Genomic DNA, 21,167 nt, shown 5'->3' with positions numbered 1-21,167 from the left:
GCAGGCTGTCAGGGCCGATCTGGTCCCCTCTCCATGTCACTTCCGTGCTGCCGTCGATCAGGTAAACCCCACGCGTCGACGAGGCCAGCGTAGTCGCGCCGTCATTTTCAACGGTCGTCGTGAAATGACCAATCGTGCCATCATTGTTCAGATCAACGCCGTAGAACACCTCGACATCGACAACATTCGCAATCGGGCGACCGCTCAAACGCGCGCCCTGATCGTCAAGCGTCCACTCCGCGTAACGGCCATCGTCATTGCGCCAAAGAATAAGGTATCCTTGGCCATCGTCTTCAACTTGAATGGCCGTCCAGCCAACGAGGGAATTCTCCCCCATAACCTGACCATTGAAAGTAACTGCGACATTCGAACCCGGACCACCGATCAGGTAGATACCTTGCGCGGCGTGTTGAAGCGCGGTTCCAGTCGTTTCGACGTCCGAGATCTGAGTTGCGTTCGTCAACTGAGTAAGGTTGTAGCCCAGATTTCCATTCGAAAACTCGAAACGCTCCACGTCGCTGGACACTGTAAAGGTTCTGCCGGTGATAACGTCCAGAAACTCGTAGGTACTGCCATTGTTGATGAACAGATACTTGCTGATGGCGCTTACGAATCTGACCGTATCAGTGCCAGTTCCACCCGAGAACGAACCTGTATTGTTTCTGACAATGGCGACGTCGTTACCGGATCCACCGTTTACAGTGTCTGCGCCGGATCCATTGGCGAGGTAGATTGTATCGCTGCCGCCACCGCCGTTGATCGTGTTGTTGTTCGATCCGTTGGAGGCTGAAAAAAAGGTGTCGTTGCCGCCGTTACCATTCAGAGTGTTTACGGCGGCATTGCCAAAAATGGTGTCCTTCCCAGATCCACCCGATGCGTTTTCGATAACAACACCGGCCGCAATCGTGAACCCGCCTTTTACGCCCCCAACATGAGACACGCCGCCGCCGCCCGTAGACGAATAATCAAGGGTGGCGGGTCGCAAATCGATAACTGTGATCCCACTGCCAGAATAACGGATTGTATCGGATCCGCCTGTGTCCCAAATGGCCTGATACCCGACGCCGCTGGCGTTGCTGGTGGCCAGATCGTACGTATTGCTTCCCGAGTTGTACGAATTGTTCGCGCCGTACATGTTTTGCAGCGCAGCAATATCCAGCGCACCCAATCCTGTAGCGCCACCCCATTTGGCGTCCACCGGCAGAATTCCGTTCTTGGAGGTCCAACCGTCATTGTAACTCATGACGGTGTAGACACCCTGGTTCAAACCCGATGCTCCGAAAGAATCGAACGGTCCTGTGACGCCGCGCATGACTGTTGTACCCAACCCTGAATCGTGCGGGTGAGCCAAGCCAAGTGCATGGCCCAGCTCGTGCAGCAGAGTCGTGAAAAAGTAGCCTCCGGCATCACCGTTCCCACCTGGGCCTGCATCCCAGTAATCCGTGCTGAAGGCACCTTCGGAGGGGTTATTTGAGGGCGTATAGTGATACCCGAGCGTATACGGGGAATCGAAGAAGTACGGGTTGGAATTCGGTGCAAGAACCTCGTAGATATCGGGATCCTGCCAAATCGAGACTTCTTGAAACTTAACGTTGGCTACAGTTTCAAAGACAGCCAGAGCCTTTTTGAAATCGTCTTTGTAGGCATTCGTCCAAGGGCTAGAGCCTGCGTATTGATGAAAACTGTAGGTAATCGTTGTCGTCGTATTCGGATCACCGTTACCATACGCGCGGGTTCCTTGGATCGCGCTCAGTGGAGACGACGAAGGAGGAGTTGAAATATTAACAACCATTGTAAGGCCCTAAAAAATTCTTTGGACAAGAAGATTCATGTCCAAGTTGTCATTATTGTGGCGAGGCTCTCGCCTTAAGCGAGAAATTGATCTTTTGGTTAAAGGATGTCCAGTGCGTGTCACCTTGACACTACTGACTGTGGCCTCTTCTCAACAACAAAGAGCGGGCGGTCGACAAAACCCGCGCACCTAATCTGCATGCGGAGAATACCTAAACCATAACAAATACTTATATCTTACATACGCCATTAGTTCAGTATTGAAGAGGCGGCCTGACCCACCTGAACTTCAATTCACACCCATTTTCTCTGTGGCATCTTCCTAAGTCAAAGGCGCATGATCAAGGCACTTTGACCCTATCGCCCTGCGCCATCTGGACACTCGAATTGTTTTCCCCTAGTGATGTAATGTTATTACATTTATCTCACACCCATGTTCATGACTCACGCCTCAAAGACCACGCCAAACCCGACCAATGATCTGCGCGTCCCAGTGACATTGCTCACCGGGTTCTTAGGGGCGGGTAAGACGACACTGCTTAACCGAATTCTTGCGGAGTCCAGTTCGGGACCCATTGCGGTGATCGTGAACGAGTTCGGCGAGGCGGGTCTGGATCACGATCTGATTGAATCGGTGGACGGCGACGTGATGCTGATGTCATCCGGCTGCCTGTGCTGCTCAATCCGCGGGGATCTGTCGGACACGTTCGTCAAGCTGCTTGCCCGGCGCGACGAAGGCATGCTGCACTTTGACCGGATCGTGATTGAAACCACGGGCCTGGCCGATCCCGGACCGATCCTGCAAACGCTTTTGGTCGATCCATATCTGGCGCGGAATACGCGGATGGATGGCATCGTCACCGTTGTGGACGCCGTCAACGGCCCCAGGACGCTGGATGCGCAATTCGAGGCCGTCTCGCAAGTTGCGCTGGCCGATCTGATCGTGCTCAGCAAGACGGACCTTGTTTCTGACACTGAATCAAAGGCCGTGACCAAACGACTCCGTGACCTGAACCCGACCGCCAGCATCATGCGCGTTTCGGAACGCGATTTCAGCGCGGCCGGGATGTGGAACCTGACAAGCATGCGCGACACCGCAGGCCAACAGGACGCATTGGCCTGGACGACACCCAAAGAAAATGAGGATCCTCTTGGCAACCTGTCCGGGCTGCTGCCGGGCTCGGCGGACAGCCCCGTATCGACGACCGAGTTTCGCCGTCATGACACCGACATAGCGTCCATTTCGATTGTTCTGGACGCGGCCTTGGATGACGACCTTTTTGACAAGTGGTTCGACACTCTGATCGCCCACAAAGGCAAGGACATCCTGCGTGTTAAGGGCATCCTGTTTCTGGACGGGATCGAGACGCCATTTGCGTTCCACGGGGTCCAGCACATCTTTGATCCGCCTGTCCCGATAAAAAACTGGACCGGGGAAGACCGCCGCACCCGCATCGTGTTGATCGGACGCAACCTGAACCGGCCTGAGATTCAGCGCAGCCTCGATTTGCTGCGCAAACCACATCCCACAGACACCCAAAACCCCACGGAGTTTTAAGGCAATGACCGATACCCGACTTCCCGTCACCGTCCTGTCCGGTTTTCTCGGCGCGGGCAAAACCACATTGCTGAACCGTGTCCTGAACAACCGCGAAGGCCGCCACGTCGCCGTGATCGTCAATGACATGTCCGAAGTGAACATCGACGCGGACCTTGTGCGCGCGGACACGGAACTCAGCCGCACCGATGAAACGCTGGTCGAGATGTCGAACGGCTGCATCTGCTGCACCCTGCGCGATGATCTGCTGCAAGAGGTGCGCCGACTGGCTGAAGATGGCCGCTTTGACTATCTGCTCATCGAATCCACCGGCATCTCTGAACCGCTTCCGGTCGCAGCGACCTTTGATTTTCGGGATGAGCTGGGCGAAAGCCTGTCCGATGTTTCGCGGCTGGATACGATGGTGACGGTGGTGGATGCGGTGAACCTGCTGCATGACTACTCCAGCCACGATTTCCTGCGCGACCGGGGTGAGACCATGGGCGAGGAAGACGACCGCACGCTGGTCAACCTGCTGGTGGAACAGATCGAATTTGCCGATGTGGTCATTCTGAACAAGGTGGCCGATGCCGGGCCGGAGCGAACCGATGCCGCGCGCAAGATCATCCGCAGCCTGAACGCCGACGCGCGCATCATCGAGACCAATCACTCCGACGTGGCCGCCGATGCCATTCTGGACACTGGCCTATTCGATTTTGAGAAGGCGCATGAGCATCCAATGTGGGCCAAGGAACTTTATGGGTTTGCCGACCACGTGCCTGAGACCGAAGAATACGGCGTTACCAGTTTCGTGTACCGCGCCCGTCAGCCTTTTGAGCCCGAGAAGATCCTGAACGTTTTGAATGGGGATTTGCCGGGTGTGATCCGGGCAAAAGGACATTTCTGGCTGGCCACGCGCCCGAACTGGGTGGCCGAGTTTTCCATGGCGGGCGCGCTGTCTTCCGTCAAACCTCTGGGCACGTGGTGGGCCTCGGTCCCGAAAGAGCGGTGGCCGGATCATGAAGGCGCGCGCGAATATATGCGGGCGCATTGGTCCGAACCCTGGGGTGATCGGCGGCAAGAGATTGTGTTCATCGGCTCGGGTATTGACTGGCCGGTATTGAAAGTGCGGTTGGACGACTGTCTGGTCCCCGAGCATCTGGCCTCGGGTCCCGAGGCCCTGCCACTGGACTTGCCTGACCCCTTCCCGGGCTGGCGGCGCGAAGGGGAAGCGGCGTGACTTTGGCGCATACCGAGATCAGGAATGCCGCAATCGGCGTTGGTGTTGCGGACAGGCCCGAAGATCTGTCCGTTATCCGTAAACCCGGCTGTGCGGCAGCGATTTGGCGCAGGCAACCGCCGCTGGGGTTTCAGACCTGGATCGACGGTCTGCATCCCGATCAGTTGCCTGCCACACGCATGGTGCTGCGCCCCGGTGCAGTAAAAGAGGCCGTTCAGCATCTTTGTGACATCGCAGGTACTGAGGAAGGTCCCGAACGCACATGGCTGATCGAGGACATCGCCGACCTCTCGGCCCGGTTTGCCGGGATCATGCGCGCGCCATATCTGCGCGTGCGCCTTGGCGTCGTCACCACAAACGCCTGCCGCAAGTTCCACATTGACGCGATCCTGGCGCGACTCATTTGCACCTATCGGGGAACCGGCACCCAATATGGCATCTCGTCCAATGGGGCAGAGCCGCAAAAACTGTTCACCTTGGCAACGGGGTGCCCCATGGTGATGCGTGGCTCGCGCTGGCCCGAGACACCGGCTTCGGGGCTGTTGCACCGGTCCCCACCCATCGAAGGGTTCGGGGAAACCCGATTGGTTCTGGTGCTGGACCCGGTTTTCGATACCGAGGACGCATAAGAATGGCGGGCAATCTGGGCCAGACGAAACTGAAAAAACGCCGGCGGCGGGAAGATCCCATGCGCGAGTTCGACCGGCTGCCCCCACCCTTACGTAGGTGGCTGGCAAACGCGGCGCTGCCCTGGCGGCCCCGGTCCGTTCGCCGCGCCTATGACCGCGCCTTGTCGCGCACCGGCGATCCACAGGTCGCATTGCAGGAACTGGATCGCCTGCAGGACCAGCAATTATCGAAAGACGGGTTGCAGCGCGCAGCCTGCTAGCCCCGCGCCCACAGGCTTCCCGACAGGCAATAAAACTGTGAGTTTCGCGCCACACACCCACCCGCTTGGCGGTTCTCGTTCTTGCGGACAAATTCGGCGCTTGCGCCGTGAATGACTGCTCGTCAAAGATGCTTGCAAAAGGCGTCACTTATAGAACGAGGTTGCAATGCAAACGTTTAACATTGGCCGGGTGCCTCCGCTGACTTTTGGGGCCGGACGTTTGTCGAAGGTTCCGGATATCGTGGCGAATTTGGGCGGCGGTCCGGTGCTGATCATCGCGGACACCATTCTGGCGGATCTTGGTGTTACGGACCGGCTGACGCAGGATCTGGCTGCACATAGTGTGCCTTTCGTTCTTGCCGCAGATGTCGCGGGTGAGCCCAAGGAAACTCTGGTTGATGACCTGTCGGCCAAGGCGCGGGAAACCGGGGCCACAAGCGTCATTGGTCTGGGCGGTGGGGCAGCCATGGACACGGCCAAACTTGTTGCGGCCATAGCCAACAGCCAAAAACCGGCGCGCGACTTTGCGCTGGCAGCGCAACCGTTGCCGCAGGACGGTCTGCCCGCAATCGCGATCCCGACAACGGCCGGAACCGGGTCCGAGGTCACGCGCACATCGATCGTGTCCACGCCCGAGGGGTTGAAGAACTGGTATTTCGGCGAAGAGCTGATGTTCGCACAGGCCGTGCTGGACCCCGAACTGACGCTGAGCCTGCCGCCGCACATCACGGCGTGGACCGGCATCGACGCGGTCGCGCACGCGCTTGAAGGGGCAACGGCACGTTCAACCAGCCCTGCCGGTCTGCTCTATGGTCTGGAAGCGTTGCGCATTCTGTCGGACGCCCTGCCCCGCGTGGTGGCAGACGGGTCTGATCTTGAGGCGCGCGGACGCGTTCTTTGGGGCAGCACCGTCGCCGGTTTGGCCCTGCACAATTGCAACACGCATATGGGGCACAATATCAGCCATGCACTCGGATCATTGGCACGGGTCCACCACGGACATGCAACCGGTCTTGCGCTGGAGGTCAGCCTGCCCTGGCTTGTCGCCCGATCGGACGGGGCCGAGAACTACGCCCTGGCAGCCCAAGCCCTTGGTGGACCGGCTACGGCAGAGGCACTGCCCGACGTTTACATAGGCCTGATGCGCGCCTGTGGCATCGCCGCAGAACTGCCTTCCGTCTGCGCGGGTCTGACGGATGCTGACCTTGCTGCAGCCATGAAGATCCCCGCAAATCACTCCATGTCGCAGAACTCTGCCTGCCCCGTCTCGGATCACGACCTTGACGAAATGGCGGCCTTGATGATGCGCTTGCCGGTGGCCTCGGCGGCGGCTTAGGACACGAGGTTACCTGACCGGTCATGTCGTTTGATACCGCGCGGGTAGAACGCGGAGCTATGGTAATTTGGCCATTGGTCCTTGGACTGTGCCGTTGCACCGATTGTTATTTGAAAGCGCCATGCGCTAACGTGGCGGCATGCCCGTAGCCCGCCCGTTCTTTGCACTCAGCCGCGTTCTGACCATTGCCCTGCTTGGTTTAGTCTTCGTGGCCGCGCAGGGTCATGCCTCGACCCGCGTGGCGCTTCTGATCGGCAATTCGAATTATGCCTCGCCGGACATGACGCTGCGCAACCCGGTGAATGACGTCGCCGCGCTGGGGTCGGCCCTGACCGAGCTGGGTTTCAGTGTGATCCGGGCGACCGACCAAAACGTCGCCGGGATGGAACAGACACTGGATCAATTCGGCACCGCCGCCAAAGGGGCCGAGATGGCCGTGTTCTTTTACGCAGGCCACGGCGTTCAGATTGGCGGCGAGAACCATTTGATTGGCACCGATTTTGCAGGCAGTGATGTGGCCGCACTCAGACGCAGTTCCCTGACGCTGGACAGGGTGCGCGACGTGATGTCCAAAGCGGGGCCGGATGTTGGCATTCTGCTGCTGGATGCCTGCCGCAATAACCCGTTTTCTGACAGTGGTATGGTCGCACAAGGGCTGGTTCGAATGCGCGGCGGCGCGGGCCTGCTGATTGCCTATGCCACCGATCCCGGCAACGTGGCCTATGACGGGCTGGGCGACAACAGCGTCTTTACCACCGGCCTTCTGGACCATATCGCAACGCCCGATCTGGACGTGCGGCTGATGTTGGGACGGGTGCGGCAGCAGGTCGTGCTTGAAACCGAGGGGCGTCAGATCCCCTGGGTCGAAGAATCCGTGCTGGACGAACACAGCTTTGCCCCCGGCCTGCCCCTGGACGCACCGCAGGATACAACGGCGGCGGATCTGGCGCAGTGGCGCAGTATCTCGTCTAGTTCGGATGCCCGCGTGTTTGAAGACTATTTGCAGGACTACCCCGACGGTCTGTTCGCAGCCTTCGCACGGGACCGGATTGCCGCCCTGACAACCGGATCATCCGGGTCATTGGCCGTTCTGGGCGCGTCGCTGTCCGAAGCCAACCCGGAAAAACTGGCAACCGCGCTGGTGGCGCTTGGACACCTTAGCGACGGGCAAACGCGCGATCTGGGTCCGGCGCTGGACAGCTATCGCCGACGCCTGCCCGCGCAAGAGACCGCCTCGGCCGAGCGACTGTATGAGGATGCCGCACAAGTGTCGGTGTTTCTGGCCGCGACCACATTGCAACGTCTTCGCACCGACCTTGTTGCCCTGCGCAGTGTTGAACGCACGCTGGCCATTGCCGAAGATGCGCTGGGACAGATCGAAGAGATTGCCCGCTCGAACCCCGACGCGCTGCCGGTGCTGCAGCAGGCGCGCAATGACGTGTATGACATCTACCGATCCCGAGGCATCATCCTGCGACGGCTGGACCAAAGCCGCAGCTACTATGACGAAGTCCTCAGACGGTCTGTCGTCTTTTTTCCACCCGACGTTGATACCTCGATCATCAGCGCAGCATCGGGATCAAACTCGCTGGGCCTTGCAAGCGCCCAGCTGACAGATGACGCCGCCCTGTTCCTGCGCCATGTTGCGCAGGCCGAGGACAGCAAAAAAGGGAGTTACCAATGGCTGGCCGATCTCATACCCCCCGAATAAGCGCAGCTGTGCTTGCCGTCTCGATGGCCCTTTCGGCCTGTAGCGACACCAGTCAAACCGCTGCTCCGCCTGCGGGCACTGGCGGCGCGACACAGGCCGAGGCTGATCTGGCGAAACAGGCGGCGGCGATGCAAAAGACCATCCTGCAAGGGGCCATTGCAGGGGGCGTGACCGGCGGGGCCATCGGCTTTGGCATCGGTGGCAGCGACGATATCGGCACCGGATTTTCCATCGGGTTGGGTGCTGGCGCCCTTGCGGGCACCTATGTGGCCTTTGTTCAGCGCAACTATGCCGGGCGCGAGTCGCGGCTGCGGCAGATCAAAAAGGACCTCGACCGCAACGCGTCCGAAATGCAGACGACGATCAATGTCATGAATCAGGTTCTGGCGGCGCAAAAGGCCGAGTTGGATGCGTTGAACGCGCAGGTCGCCTCGGGAACCGTGGATCAGGCCGACTTGCAGCGCGAACTGGCCGAGGCGAACGGCAACCTGACACAGATGGAGCTGGCCATCGACGGGGCCACCAAACGACAGGCCGAGTTCAACGAGGCGCGTAACCTGACCATATCCCGCGGACAGACTGCTTCGCCCATCGATGGCGATCTGGCGGCTTTGTCCAATCAGATAACCCAGATGCGCGGCATCGCGGGCGATCTGGCCTCATCGCTATGAAAGGTGTGATTATGCTCCGCCTCGCCTTACCTTGTGTGCTTCTGGCCGCTTGCCAGACAACCACCGACCCTGCCGAAGGTGGGTTCTTCTCGGGCGTCTCGGGGATCGCGACGGGGGCTTATGACGACCGGATCACCGCCGCCGAGGGCGAAGTTGCCGAGGCCCAAGCCCGGAATGACGCATTGGCCGCGCAGATCCGGGCGTCGGAATCCGAATTGGCGCAGTTGAAGCTGAGGATCCTGCAACAGCGCGACGCGCTTGGCGGTGCTGATCCAGCCACGGCAGCGCGCATTGATCGGGTTCTGAACGCCACTCCGGGCGGTGCGACGCCCGACGACAAACTCGCCGCCCTGCAACGCAGCATCGCCGAAGCCCGCGCCCTGAGCAGTGATTTGGCGAAACTGTCGGGGTAACGGGATGGTGCTGGCTGGTGTGGCGACCGCAATTCTGGTCGCCAGTACCTGACCCAAGCAGTCATTTAGGCGGCTGCGATCTGCCCGGCCTTTTCCACCAGCACCTCCGCCTGACGGATCGAGGCATAGTCGATCAGCCTTCCATCCAGTGACACCGCGCCTTTGCCCTGTGCCTCGGCCTCGGCCATAGCGACAAGAATGCGTTGCGCCTTGGTCACCTCGGCCTCCGAGGGCGACATGACCTCGTTTGCCAGGGCAATCTGGCTGGGATGAATGGCCCATTTGCCTTCACAACCCAGAACCGCCGCGCGTTTGGCTGCTGCGCGATATCCGTCGGGATCCTGAAAATCCCCGAAAGGTCCGTCGATGGGGCGCAGTCCGTTGGCCCGCGCAGCGACAACCATACGCGCCAAAGCGTAATGCCACATATCGCCCCAATGCGTCGCCCGGCCCCCATCGGCATCAGCATCAGTCAGGACCGAGTAATCCGGGTTCACGCCGCCAATGATCGTCGTGCGCGCGCGGGTCGATGCCGCATAGTCCGCGACCCCAAAATGCAGGCTTTCATTGCGTTTCGAGGCTGCCGCGATCTCGCTGACATTCTGCATCCCCAGAGCGGTTTCGATGATGTGCTCAAACCCGATACGTGTCTTGTAACCCTTGGCATCTTCGATCTGCGTGACCAGCATATCGACCGCATAGACATCTGCCGCCGTTCCGACCTTGGGGATCATGATCAGGTCCAGCCGTTCTCCGGCCTGTTCCACCACATCGACCACATCGCGGTACATGTAATGGGTGTCCAGCCCGTTAATGCGCACCGACATGGTCTTGGCACCCCAGTCGATATCGTTCAGCGCCTGAATGATGTTCTTGCGGGCTTGCTCTTTTTCGTCAGGTGCTACGGCATCTTCGAGATCAAGAAAGATGACGTCCACGTCCGACTGTGCGGCCTTTTCGAACATGCCCGGTTGGCTGCCGGGCACGGCCAGTTCGCTGCGGTTCAGCCGGGCGGGGGCTTGGTTGATGTTATGAAAGCTCATGAGATTTGTCCTTCGTCTTATATATTCGGATAGATGGGGAACTTGGCGCAAAGGTCTGCGACCTCGGCTTTGACCTTGGCCTCAACTGCGCCGTTGCCGTCTTCGCCATTGGCAGCCAGACCATCGACCACTTCGATGATCCAGTCGGCGATCTGGCGGAATTCGACCTCGCCAAAGCCGCGTGTGGTCCCGGCAGGGCTGCCCAGACGGATGCCGCTGGTGATGGTCGGCTTTTCGGGGTCAAACGGCACGCCGTTCTTGTTGCAGGTGATATGCGCCCGGCCCAGAGCCTTTTCGGTGGCGTTGCCTTTCACGCCCTTGGGGCGCAGGTCGACCAGCACCACATGGGTGTCGGTGCCGTGGGTCACCGTGTCCAGACCGCCCTTGATCAGCTGATCCGACAGCGCCTGCGCGTTGGCCACGACCTGCTGGATGTAGCTTTTGAACTCGGGCCGCAGCGCCTCGCCAAAGGCCACGGCCTTGGCCGCGATCACATGCATCAGCGGGCCGCCCTGAATGCCGGGGAAGATCGCCGAGTTCACTTTCTTAGCGATATCTTCATCATTGGTCAGGATCATACCCCCACGCGGACCGCGCAGGGTCTTGTGAGTCGTTGTGGTCGCCACATGCGCATGCGGGAAAGGAGAGGGGTGTTCGCCCGCTGCCACCAGACCGGCAAAGTGCGCCATGTCCACGTGCAGATACGCGCCGACCATGTCGGCGATTTCCCGCATGCGGGCAAAGTCGATCTGACGCGGGATGGCCGAACCACCGGCGATGATCAGCTTGGGCTGGTGTTCCTTCGCCAGCGCCTCGACCTGATCATAGTCCAGCATGTTGTCTTCTTTGCGGACGCCATATTGCACCGCGTTGAACCACTTGCCCGACTGGTTCGGGCGCGCGCCATGGGTCAGGTGTCCGCCTGCGTCCAGGCTCATGCCCAGAATGGTGTCGCCGGGCTGGATCAGCGCCTGAAACACGCCCTGGTTGGCCTGGCTGCCAGAGTTCGGCTGCACATTGGCAAAGCCGCAGCCAAACAGTTCTTTCGCACGGTCGATGGCCAGGTTTTCGGCGATATCGACGAACTGGCAGCCGCCATAATAGCGGCGACCGGGATAGCCCTCGGCGTATTTGTTGGTCATCACCGAGCCCTGCGCCTCCATCACGGCAGCAGAGACGATATTCTCGGACGCGATCAACTCGATCTCGTCGCGCTGGCGGCCCAGCTCGGATGTGATCGAGCCGAAAAGTTCCGGGTCGCGGTCGGACAGGGATTGGGTGAAAAAGCCGGTGTCACGGTGGGGGGCATTCACGGGGCAATTCTCCTGTGAGAAAGGGGACGAAACGACCCCTAGGGCCGCATCGGCAAATGAGAAATGGCAGGTTCGAGGATCAGATCACCCGATCACGCGGTTCACGGCCCTCAAAGAAGTCGCTCAGGTTATCGAGCACCCGAAACCCCATCGCCTCGCGCGCTTCTTTTGTGGCGCTGCCCAGATGGGGCAGCATCACAAGGTTGTCGCAGTGCAGAAGGTCCGAACAAATGCGGGGTTCGCCGTCGAACACATCCAGCGCGGCACCACCGATCATGTCGAAGGTCAGGGACTGAACCAGCGCCGGCTCGTCGATGACCTCTCCGCGTGCTGTGTTGATCAGGAAGGCGTCAGGCTTCATCAGATCCAGCCTGCGCGCATTGATCAGGTGTCGGTTCGCGGCCCCGCCGGGGCAATGCAGCGAGACAAAGTCGCAAAGCGGCAGCAACTCATCAATCGACCCAACCTGAGTGGCATTGCACCGCGCCAACACGTCCGGGTCCACCGGACTGCGGTTGTAAACCAGCACCTCCATGCCAAAGCCATGATGCGCGCGGCGGGCCATCTCCTGACCGATGCGGCCATACCCGATGATGCCCAGCGTCTTGCCGCTGACCTTGGTGCCAACCAGATGCGTAGGCCGCCAGCCGGTCCAGTTGCCCGAACGCAGTTCCCGTTCGCCTTCACCGGCGCGGCGGGCCACCATCAACAGCAGGGTCATGGCGATATCGGCGGTGCATTCAGACAGCACGTCGGGTGTATTGGTGACGGTCATGCCAAGCTCGCGCGCCGACGGTTCGCAGATATGGCTGTAGCCGACACCGTAATTGGCGAGGATTTTCGTCTGCGCACCAGATACGTCCAGCGCCTCCGAACTGAGTGTATCAGTCACTGTCGGCAGGACGGCATCATAAGATTTCAGAGCCTGCCGGATCTCAGACGGGGACATGGGTTTGTCGCCGGTGTTCAGAACCGTGTTGTAGTTCTCAGCCAACTGCGCCTCGACGGCGGCGGGCCAGCGGCGGGTGACAAGAACAGAAGGTTTGACCATCACGCAGCCTCCATGACCCGAGCGATTGTTTCACCGATCACCGCAGGGTTTTCGGCAACGGTCACACCCGCGGCGGACAGAATCTCGACCTTCTCGCTGGCGCTTTCGCCAAAGGCCGAGATGATCGCCCCCGCATGCCCCATGGTCCGGCCCTTGGGCGCGGTCAGACCCGCGACGTAGGCGATCACCGGCTTGGTGATGTGGTCGCGGATGTATTCCGCCGCCTCGGCTTCCTGAGGGCCGCCGATTTCACCGATCATGGCGATGACATGGGTGTCTTCATCTTCTTCAAAACGCTGAAGAATATCCTTGAAGGACGAGCCGTTGATCGGGTCGCCACCGATCCCGACGCTGGTTGACACACCAATCCCGCGCTCTTTCAATTGCGCCGCAGCCTCATAACCCAGCGTGCCCGAGCGCCCGATGATCCCCACATGGCCGGGCAGATAGATATGCCCCGGCATGATTCCCAACAACGCCTTGCCGGGTGAGATCGTACCCGCACAGTTCGGCCCAGTCAGAACCATGCGTTTGTCTTTAGGATAGCGGTACATGTACCGTTTCACCCGGATCATGTCCTGCGCCGGGATGCCATCGGTGATGCAGACGCAGTAGCGGATACCGGCATCTGCGGCCTCCATGATCGAATCCGCCGCAAAGGGGGGCGGCACAAAGACGAGGCTGGCATCTGCGCCGGTCGCTTCAACAGCTTGCTTGACGGTGTCAAAGACCGGAACGCCTTCGACGGTTTCGCCGCCTTTGCCGGGCACCACGCCACCGACGACATTGGTGCCGTATTTCAGCATGTCCTTGGTGTGGAACCGAGCCATGCGCCCGGTGATGCCCTGCACGATGACGCGCGTATCACGATCGAGAAGAATGCTCATTACACAGCCCTCATCTTGGTGTTTTGGGACAAATCGTTGCGCCATGCGCCCACGGCGCGTTCGGCGGCTTCCATCAGTGTGGTGGCGCGGATGATCGGCAAGCCGGATTTGGCGAGGATTTTCTGGCCTTCTTCGACATTTGTTCCGGCCAGCCGCACGACCACAGGAATGTCGAGGTCCAGTTCCTTCAGCGCCTGAACCACGCCCTCGGCCACCCAGTCGCAGCGATTGATCCCGGCGAAGATATTCACAAGGATCGCCTGTACGTTGTCATCCGACAGAACCAGCCGGAAGGCTTTGGCCACCCGCTCGGGCGAGGCCCCTCCACCAATGTCGAGGAAGTTGGCAGGCTCGCCCCCGGCCAGCTTGATCGTGTCCATCGTCGCCATCGCCAGCCCGGCGCCGTTCACGATACAGCCGATATTGCCGTCCAGCCCGACATAAGACAGACCGCGATCCGCTGCGCGACTTTCGCGCGGGTCTTCCTGACTTTTGTCGCGCAGTTCAGCGATTTGCGGATGACGGAACAGGGCGTTGTCGTCAAAGCTCATCTTGGCGTCCAGCGCCAGAACGCGGTCGTCGCCAGTGATGACCAGTGGGTTGATCTCAACCATGGTGGCGTCCAGATCGCTGAAGGCAGCGTAACAACCTTGCAGAGTGCGCACCATATGCTGGATCAACTTGGGTTCCAGACCCAATTTGAACGCAATCTCGCGGGCCTGAAACTCCTGCAGCCCGACCGCCGGTTCAACAATCGACCGCACAATGCTTTCGGGACGGTCGGCTGAGATATCCTCGATCTCCATCCCCCCTTCGGATGATGCCACGATCATCACCCGCTGGCTTGAGCGGTCCAGCACAAACCCCAGATAGATCTCGCGATCAATCGGCACGGCGGCTTCGACATAGACGCGGTAGATGCCTTTGCCTTCGGGGCCGGTTTGATGGGTGACCAGCTTGCGACCAAACAGGTCATCGCAGGCCTGATAGATCTCGTTTTCGGTGTTGCACAGCTTGACGCCGCCCGCCTTGCCGCGCCCGCCCGCGTGGACCTGCGCCTTGACGATCCACTTGTCGCCGCCCAGTTCACGCGCCCGATAGGCCGCCTGTTCGGGGCTGTAGGCCAGCGCGCCCGCAGGCACGTCGACGCCAAAATTCGAAAGGACTTCCTTGGCCTGATATTCATGGATATCCATCTGATCCGCTCCTGATTATGCAGCGATTGAGGTGCCGTAACGGCTTTCCAAAAGGGCTTCGATTGCGTCCGCGTCGACCTGACCGCCCAGTTCCCGAATGGCTTCGGCAAACAGGCGCACGATCCGGCTGACCGCCTCGCGGTTCAATTGGTTGAGGATGCCGATCCGCACCTGCACCGGCGCGCTGAGCGTCGGCCATATGCCAAAGCCCCGGGCGCGACAGTTCTGCACCAGCTCCATTTCGCGGCCCGCCAGTTCCGGGGGCAGGTTCAGCACCACGAGGCTGGGCATGTCCGAGGTGACCTGACACCCCATCTCGATAACCGCATCGCGCAGCACGCGCTCGTGGGTCCGGTATGACATCGACCGCTTGGCCAGACCTTCGATCAGGGTCAGGCGCAGGGATTCATGGAACGCGGCCACCGCATAGGCCGAATGGGTGCGGTGATAGGTACCTTTCTCGACATCCTGCCCGTCAACGATACCCCAATGGCGGGCCTCGAAGATCGGGTTGTGGACGTAAGAATACGCTCCGGTCGCCATCAGTGTCTCGATATAGGCATCCGTGAAGCTGACCGGCGCGTAAGTCAGCGGCAGGCAGCACAGGCCCTTCTGCGGGCAGGACGCCCAACCGGCAATGCCCGGAAAGTCATCGATTGAGAAATCATCGACGCCCAGCGACGACACCGCGTCGATCAGACCCATCGCGCCATGCCGCTGACATGCATCCGAGAACCCGCGCAGATCGTTGACGCGACCCGAGCCGGTTTCCCAATGCGCCATGAACGCCCATTTGGGTTTGTGCTCGGCCAGAGCAGCCTCGACCATCTCGCCTGTCACCGGCTGGCCATGGGGCACGTCGATCACCGTCACGCTGGCGGCTTGGGGATCAAGGGGGTTGGCGGCATGCTCTTGCGGCGTGGCGGCCTTGATCCGCAGGGTCAGCGCGTCGATGCCGGAAAAGGTGCCATTGGCAAAGGCCACAACCTTGTCGCCGGGCACAACGGCCGAGAACATGGTGTCCAGCGCGCTCCAGCCGGTTCCGGCCACGGCGAAGGTATGGGCGTTGTCCGTCCCCCAGATCTTCCGCAGCATGTGTTTGCACTCGATCATGCCGCGCAGCACATCACCCTGCATGTGATCCGCGACACCTGCCCTGGCGAAGGCCTGAAGCACACGCGCATCCGTGTTGCCCGGTCCTGGGCCCGCGGCAAGGGTCTCGGGGATTTCGAGCGGAGGGTAAATCTGGAATGTCATACTGTGTCATCCTCGGCTGTGGAGCGGGCGGCGCGCCCGAACTGTTTTGTTGCCGTGTAGAAAACGCAGACTTGCCCTATGACGCAACGTAACTTACTACTGCTTTTGGATGCCCAATAGTATGGGTATCTTCCTACCCATAACGGTAAAAATACCGAGGTATACAAAAGATCGGCCCACCCAAATGGGTAGGTTCTCGGAAAATCAGGGCAAAATCAGATGGTTGAACTTCCAAAATCTCCGATCGAGATCATGCTGGCGGACAGCAACCCGCTGGTTCTGTCTGCCATGTCGGAAATCTTTGAGCGGGATCCGCGATTCTCTTTGGTGGCCACATCCGCTACTGCCGAGGGGTTTCTGGGAACGGTGATGCGTGTGCCCGTTCACGTGGGCGTAGTGGACTGGACGCTGCCGGTTCTGGGGGCCGCCAAGCTGATCGAAGTGCTGCGCGATCAGGCCAATGCACCACGGTTCGTCGTCTATGGTGAGGCGGGCGGAGATATTCCGCGCCTGGCCATGCAAGCCGGGGCTGCCGGTTTTGCCCCCCGGTCCGGCGCGGTCGAGGGGCTGCTGGAAACCTGTGCCGAGGTTGCTGCCGGAAAGATGATGTTCCCCTTCATCGACGTCCGGAAGATGCAGCAGGACCCGATAGAAAGCCTGTCGCGCAAGGAACGCGCAATCCTCGACGCGCTGGCGCAGGGTATGTCCAACCGCGAATTGTCGAAGGAACTGCAAATCTCGACAAACACGGTAAAGTTCCACCTGTCGAATATTTACGAAAAGCTCTCGGTCAAAAACAGGACGCAGGCGATTGCGCAGTTCTATTCGGCCCGGATGCCCAAAGGCTAGGCCCGCTTGTTCGCAGGTGGAATTCACGCGGTTTTCAGGGCAAACTGATCCTGCGCGCCCATGGCAGGAGGTCCCGGAATGCCCCAATACAACGATATGTTCGAACTATCGGTCGAGGATATGGACCTGATCGAACAGGCATTGCGACAGGCGATGACGTCTTATACCACCGAGATTACCGGGAATTCCAACGAAGACCGCGCAAACCTTGAGGATACGGTACGCCGGATGCATGACCTTCTGGGCCGACTGCATGACCAGAAAATCTTCTACCGACCCAAGCAAGGGACCTATATTGGCGGCTGACTGGACACTTTCTGCCTGGCGCGCATTCGGTAAAGTGATTTGGCAAGTCGCGGCCAAATCGGTTCAATGACAGCAGGAGGCGCGCCATGCAAAAACCGGAACGGTTCGAGAAATTCTATTTCGCCAAGGTCGGAATGGGCGAAGCCTGCGGCTGCGCCGAACGGGTCATTGACGTTTACGAATTCAACCGCAAAGGCGGGGCGCAGGCAAAGCAGGCGTTGAAACAGGACAAGCGCAAGCGTCGGTCTTTTCGGTCATGGGCGTTGAAATACGGGCTGCTCAGCCGCAAACCCAGGGCTTAAATCCCGACATATCTTTGCGAAATCTCAGGGGTCAGTTCGGCCATTGTCCCCTGCCACACGGTTTTTCCACGTTCCAGGATCACCGCGCGATCTGAAATTGCCGAGAGTTCTTTCAGCGACTTGTCGATCACAAGAATGGCCATGCCGGTCTCGCGTTTCAGCCGGGCAATTGCGGCCCAGATTTCCTGACGGATGATCGGGGCCAAACCCTCGGTCGCTTCGTCCAGTATCAAAAGCTGCGGATTGGTCATCAGCGCGCGCCCGATGGCCAGCATTTGTTGTTCACCCCCCGACAGGGATGCGGCGCGCTGACCCGAACGTTCCGCCAATCGGGGGAACAGCGAACCCACCGTTTGCAACGTCCATTCGCCGGGGCGTGCAGCAGCGATCAGGTTCTCACGCACGGTCAGGTCGCGAAAACAGCGCCGGCCTTCGGGCACCAGCCCGACCCCAAGACGGGCCACCTTATGGCTCGGCAACATGTGCAACGCGCGCCCCGCAAACTCCAGACGGCCATCCGAGGGCATCATTCGGCAGATCGCGCGCACGGTGGTTGTCTTACCCATGCCGTTGCGCCCCATCAGGGCCAGAACCTCACCCGCATCCAATGACAGGTTTACGCCAAACAGGGTTTGCGACGGACCGTAAGAGGCGGTCAGGTTTTCAACGCACAGAAGGCTCAAGCGCTGTCTCCCAGATAGGCGTCCTGCACCTCTTGCGACCTGCGGATGTCATCGACGCTGCCCGTGGCGATGATCCGGCCATAGACCAGAACGCTGATCCGGTCTGCCAAGGCAAAGACCGCATCCATATCATGTTCAACCAGCAGAATGGGGGCCTCGGCGCGCAGCCCGTCCAGAAAACCTGTCATCGCTTTGGACCCTTCCGCCCCCAGCCCGGCCATCGGCTCATCCATGACAAAGGCCTTTGGTTTCAACGTCAGGGCAACGGCCACTTCAAGCTGGCGGCGCTGGCCATGCGAAAGGTCCGCGCAGCGGGCTTCCCTGACGTCGGCAAGCCCGACGCGGTCCAACGCCTCTGTAGCGCGGGCGTTCAGATCAGTCTTGCGCGTGACCGGGCGAAACAACGACCAAGCGCCCGAAGTCGCACCGATGGCCCCCAGAAGCACATTCTCGAAAACGCTGTCTTCCATCGCCAGAGCCGAGATCTGGAATGTCCGACCCAACCCTGCCTGCGCGCGGGCGGCGGTGCTCAGACCAGTGACGTCCTGCCCCATCAGATCGACGCGGCCCTGATCGGGCGCAAGGCTGCCGCTGATCTGTCCGATCAGGGTGGATTTTCCCGCCCCGTTCGGGCCGATGATCGCATGTATCTCACCCGGTTTCAGATCGATCGAAACATCGTCAGTTGCTGTCAAAGCGCCGAAGGATTTCGTCAGGCCATGCGTGGCAAGGATCGGCTCAGACATGCGCGCCCTCCTTACCCGTCAACAGGCCAATCACCCCGCCGCGCCCGAACAGGACGATCAACAATAGGATCGTGCCCAGCCAGACGTGCCAGAAATCGGTCAGGCCACCCAGCCAGTGTTCTAGCGCCACAAAAATCACCGCGCCGATGACCGGCCCCATCAACCGCCCGACCCCACCGATCACGATCAGGATGATCAGCTCACCCGACAGTTGCCAGCTGAACATGGTGGGAGAGACAAACCTGTTGAGATCGGCAAACAATGCCCCTGCCAACCCCGTGATCGCGCCCGAGATGACGAAGGCCACCAGTTTCAGGTGCATCGGGTTCAGGCCGACGGTTTCAACCCGCTCGGGCGTCTGGCGGGCGGCATTCAGGGCCAGCCCGAAAGGTGAATTGCGCAAGCCCCATTGCAGCAAAAGCGCCAGACACAAGGCCGCAAAGCACAACCCGAAGAACTGGATCGGATCCAGCGTATTCAGTCCCGGAAACCCGTTGCGCACGTAGATCGACAAGCCGTCTTCGCCGCCATAACTGCCCCAGGAAATGGCGAAGTAGTAGAACATCTGCCCGAAGGCGAGGGTGATCATGATGAAATACACGCCCGTCGTGCGCAGGCTGAGCAGCCCGATCACCCAGGCGGCCAGAGCGGAAATCACCGTCGCCGTCAGCCAGATCACCGGCATGGATTTTGTGCCTTCTATCGTGAACGGCCCCAGTTCCAGCGGCACATAGGTTTGCGCATGATAGGCAAGAATGCCCATCGTATAGCCACCCAACCCGAAGAAAGCGGCATGTCCAAAGGAGACCATGCCTCCGATGCCAAGCGCGATGTTAAGGCCCACCGCCGCCAGCGCCAGGATCACGGCGCGGGTGGTCAGGGTGATCGTGAAAATCTCATCCACGCTCAGCGCCCAAAGTGGCAGCGCCACAAGGCCCGCAATCACGGCCCAGTTGATAAGGCGTTCCGAGATCATGCGCGCGCCCCGAACAGGCCAGATGGTCGCCAGATCAGAACGATGCTCATCAGGATATAGACCGACATCGAGGCAAGCGCAGACCCGGTTTGCGTGGCCGCGCCGCTGTCCATGAACAGCTTAAACAGCTCGGGCAAGAAGATACCGCCCAGCGTGTCCGTCAGCCCCACCAGCAGCGATCCGATAAACGCCCCCCGGATCGAACCGATGCCGCCGATCACGATGACCACAAAGGCAAGGATCAGCACCGGCTCGCCCATCCCGACCTGCACCGACTGGATCGCACCGACCAGGGCTCCGGCAAGCCCCGCAAGCGCTGCGCCGAGGGCAAAGACCAGCGTGTATAGCTTCGAAATATCGACGCCCAGTGCGGCGATCATCTCGCGGTCATTCTCGCCTGCGCGGATCTGGATGCCGATGCGGGTCCGCGCCGTCAGCCACCATAGGCCAAGCGCCACAACAAGGCCGATCCCGATCAGGACAAGACGGTATAGCGGGTATTGGATACCGCCCGGCAGGGTCACAGGGCCCGACAGGTAATCGGGCACATCCAGAAACAGCGGGAAGGACCCAAAGACGTATCGGGTGCCCTCGGAAAAGATCAGGATCAGCGCAAAGGTCGCCAGCACCTGATCCAGATGCGCCGCTTTGTAAAGCCGCCTGATCACCACCATCTCGATCAGCGTTCCGGCCATGGCCGCCGCCGCAAAAGCCGCGATCAGCGCCAGCAGGAACGAACCCGTCGCACCCGCAACCCAAGCGGCCGCGAAGGCGCCAACCATATAGAGCGACCCGTGCGCGAGGTTAATCAGGCCCATGACGCCAAAAATCAGGGTCAGGCCCGCTGCCATCAGAAACAGCATGACACCGAACTGCAATCCGTTCAGGACCTGCTCGATAACAAGTAGTGTGGACATCACGCGTTCCGGTGTCCCGAATCCAGTCCGGGAGGGTTGGTCAAAGGACGAAG

The 21,167-nt window shown here is 60.1% G+C and carries 22 protein-coding genes; 11 read left to right on the top strand and 11 right to left on the bottom strand.

Annotated features, from left to right (window positions below):
- Positions 1-1,792 (bottom strand): matrixin family metalloprotease (locus ACR0E6_RS20585; protein ID WP_480586812.1); only part of this gene is annotated, 1,792 nt, incomplete at its 3' end.
- Positions 1,793-2,230: 438 nt separating this feature from the next.
- On the opposite strand from ACR0E6_RS20585, the gene ACR0E6_RS20580 reads away from it, so the two are divergent.
- The 8 genes from ACR0E6_RS20580 to ACR0E6_RS20545 all read left to right on the top strand — a co-directional run bounded on the left by ACR0E6_RS20580 (position 2,231) and on the right by ACR0E6_RS20545 (position 9,588).
- The gene (locus tag ACR0E6_RS20580) at positions 2,231-3,349 is read left to right on the top strand and encodes a CobW family GTP-binding protein (protein ID WP_480586809.1); all 1,119 of its coding nucleotides are present in this window, start codon (positions 2,231-2,233) and stop codon (positions 3,347-3,349) included.
- Positions 3,350-3,353: 4 nt separating this feature from the next.
- Positions 3,354-4,568, top strand: coding sequence for a GTP-binding protein (locus ACR0E6_RS20575; protein WP_480586806.1), 1,215 nt, complete (start codon positions 3,354-3,356; stop codon positions 4,566-4,568).
- Positions 4,565-5,197 carry a DUF1826 domain-containing protein gene (locus tag ACR0E6_RS20570; protein WP_480586803.1) on the top strand — a complete coding sequence of 211 codons (633 nt, stop codon included), beginning with the start codon at positions 4,565-4,567 and terminating at the stop codon, positions 5,195-5,197. Before ACR0E6_RS20575 ends, ACR0E6_RS20570 begins: the two co-directional genes overlap by 4 nt.
- A gap of 2 nt (positions 5,198-5,199) precedes the next feature.
- Positions 5,200-5,457 carry a DUF6525 family protein gene (locus tag ACR0E6_RS20565; protein ID WP_480586800.1) on the top strand — a complete coding sequence of 86 codons (258 nt, stop codon included), beginning with the start codon at positions 5,200-5,202 and terminating at the stop codon, positions 5,455-5,457.
- A 166-nt stretch (positions 5,458-5,623) separates the two neighbouring features.
- On the top strand, positions 5,624-6,793 hold the full coding sequence (locus ACR0E6_RS20560; protein ID WP_480586797.1) for an iron-containing alcohol dehydrogenase: 1,170 nt from the start codon (positions 5,624-5,626) through the stop codon (positions 6,791-6,793).
- 139 nt (positions 6,794-6,932) lie between these two features.
- Entirely contained in the window at positions 6,933-8,504 is a 1,572-nt protein-coding gene (locus ACR0E6_RS20555; RefSeq protein WP_480586795.1) for a caspase family protein, read from the top strand.
- Positions 8,474-9,175, top strand: a complete 702-nt coding sequence (locus tag ACR0E6_RS20550) for a hypothetical protein (RefSeq protein WP_480586792.1) — start codon at positions 8,474-8,476, stop codon at positions 9,173-9,175. The genes ACR0E6_RS20555 and ACR0E6_RS20550 overlap by 31 nt, the downstream gene beginning before the upstream one ends.
- An 11-nt stretch (positions 9,176-9,186) precedes the next feature.
- Positions 9,187-9,588, top strand: a complete 402-nt coding sequence (locus tag ACR0E6_RS20545) for a hypothetical protein (protein WP_480586789.1) — start codon at positions 9,187-9,189, stop codon at positions 9,586-9,588.
- 65 nt (positions 9,589-9,653) lie between these two features.
- Here the strand turns inward: ACR0E6_RS20545 and ACR0E6_RS20540 are convergent, their stop codons facing one another.
- The 6 genes from ACR0E6_RS20540 to ACR0E6_RS20515 form a co-directional block, all read right to left on the bottom strand.
- On the bottom strand, positions 9,654-10,631 hold the full coding sequence (locus ACR0E6_RS20540; RefSeq protein WP_480586786.1) for an HpcH/HpaI aldolase/citrate lyase family protein: 978 nt from the start codon (positions 10,629-10,631) through the stop codon (positions 9,654-9,656).
- A 17-nt stretch (positions 10,632-10,648) separates the two neighbouring features.
- A complete protein-coding gene (gene glyA, locus ACR0E6_RS20535) occupies positions 10,649-11,944 on the bottom strand; it encodes a serine hydroxymethyltransferase (RefSeq protein WP_480586784.1) in 1,296 nt (431 codons plus the stop codon).
- Between the two features lie 79 nt (positions 11,945-12,023).
- A complete protein-coding gene (locus ACR0E6_RS20530) occupies positions 12,024-12,995 on the bottom strand; it encodes a 2-hydroxyacid dehydrogenase (RefSeq protein ID WP_480586781.1) in 972 nt (323 codons plus the stop codon).
- Positions 12,995-13,882, bottom strand: coding sequence for a succinate--CoA ligase subunit alpha (sucD, locus tag ACR0E6_RS20525; RefSeq protein ID WP_480586778.1), 888 nt, complete (start codon positions 13,880-13,882; stop codon positions 12,995-12,997). The genes ACR0E6_RS20530 and sucD overlap by 1 nt, the downstream gene beginning before the upstream one ends.
- Positions 13,882-15,078 (bottom strand): malate--CoA ligase subunit beta, encoded by a 1,197-nt coding sequence (locus ACR0E6_RS20520; RefSeq protein ID WP_480586775.1) that lies wholly within the window; start codon positions 15,076-15,078, stop codon positions 13,882-13,884. Before ACR0E6_RS20520 ends, sucD begins: the two co-directional genes overlap by 1 nt.
- Positions 15,079-15,093: 15 nt before the next feature.
- On the bottom strand, positions 15,094-16,335 hold the full coding sequence (locus ACR0E6_RS20515; RefSeq protein WP_480586772.1) for a pyridoxal-phosphate-dependent aminotransferase family protein: 1,242 nt from the start codon (positions 16,333-16,335) through the stop codon (positions 15,094-15,096).
- A gap of 219 nt (positions 16,336-16,554) precedes the next feature.
- Between ACR0E6_RS20515 and ACR0E6_RS20510 the strand changes: the two genes are divergently transcribed.
- From ACR0E6_RS20510 to ACR0E6_RS20500, 3 genes are all read left to right on the top strand, one after another.
- On the top strand, positions 16,555-17,184 hold the full coding sequence (locus ACR0E6_RS20510; protein ID WP_480586769.1) for a response regulator transcription factor: 630 nt from the start codon (positions 16,555-16,557) through the stop codon (positions 17,182-17,184).
- Between the two features lie 78 nt (positions 17,185-17,262).
- Positions 17,263-17,490, top strand: a complete 228-nt coding sequence (locus ACR0E6_RS20505; protein ID WP_480586767.1) for a hypothetical protein — start codon at positions 17,263-17,265, stop codon at positions 17,488-17,490.
- 86 nt (positions 17,491-17,576) lie between these two features.
- Complete coding sequence (locus ACR0E6_RS20500) at positions 17,577-17,792, top strand: hypothetical protein (protein WP_170524522.1); 216 nt, start codon at positions 17,577-17,579, stop codon at positions 17,790-17,792.
- Here the strand turns inward: ACR0E6_RS20500 and ACR0E6_RS20495 are convergent.
- From ACR0E6_RS20495 to ACR0E6_RS20480, 4 genes are read right to left on the bottom strand one after another with little or no spacing between them, the layout of a single operon-like run.
- The gene (locus ACR0E6_RS20495; RefSeq protein WP_480586764.1) at positions 17,789-18,475 is read right to left on the bottom strand and encodes an ABC transporter ATP-binding protein; all 687 of its coding nucleotides are present in this window, start codon (positions 18,473-18,475) and stop codon (positions 17,789-17,791) included. The two genes, ACR0E6_RS20500 and ACR0E6_RS20495, sit on opposite strands and share 4 nt — an antisense overlap.
- The gene (locus ACR0E6_RS20490; protein WP_480586761.1) at positions 18,472-19,221 is read right to left on the bottom strand and encodes an ABC transporter ATP-binding protein; all 750 of its coding nucleotides are present in this window, start codon (positions 19,219-19,221) and stop codon (positions 18,472-18,474) included. Before ACR0E6_RS20490 ends, ACR0E6_RS20495 begins: the two co-directional genes overlap by 4 nt.
- Positions 19,214-20,197 carry a branched-chain amino acid ABC transporter permease gene (locus ACR0E6_RS20485; protein ID WP_480586757.1) on the bottom strand — a complete coding sequence of 328 codons (984 nt, stop codon included), beginning with the start codon at positions 20,195-20,197 and terminating at the stop codon, positions 19,214-19,216. The genes ACR0E6_RS20490 and ACR0E6_RS20485 overlap by 8 nt, the downstream gene beginning before the upstream one ends.
- Positions 20,194-21,114: a branched-chain amino acid ABC transporter permease gene (locus ACR0E6_RS20480; protein ID WP_480586754.1), complete on the bottom strand. Its 921-nt coding sequence runs from the start codon at positions 21,112-21,114 to the stop codon at positions 20,194-20,196. Before ACR0E6_RS20480 ends, ACR0E6_RS20485 begins: the two co-directional genes overlap by 4 nt.
- Between the last annotated feature and the right edge of the window lie 53 nt (positions 21,115-21,167).

This window comes from Ruegeria sp. AP12 (assembly GCF_056540025.1).
This window is presented reverse-complemented; position numbering and strand designations above follow the sequence as displayed.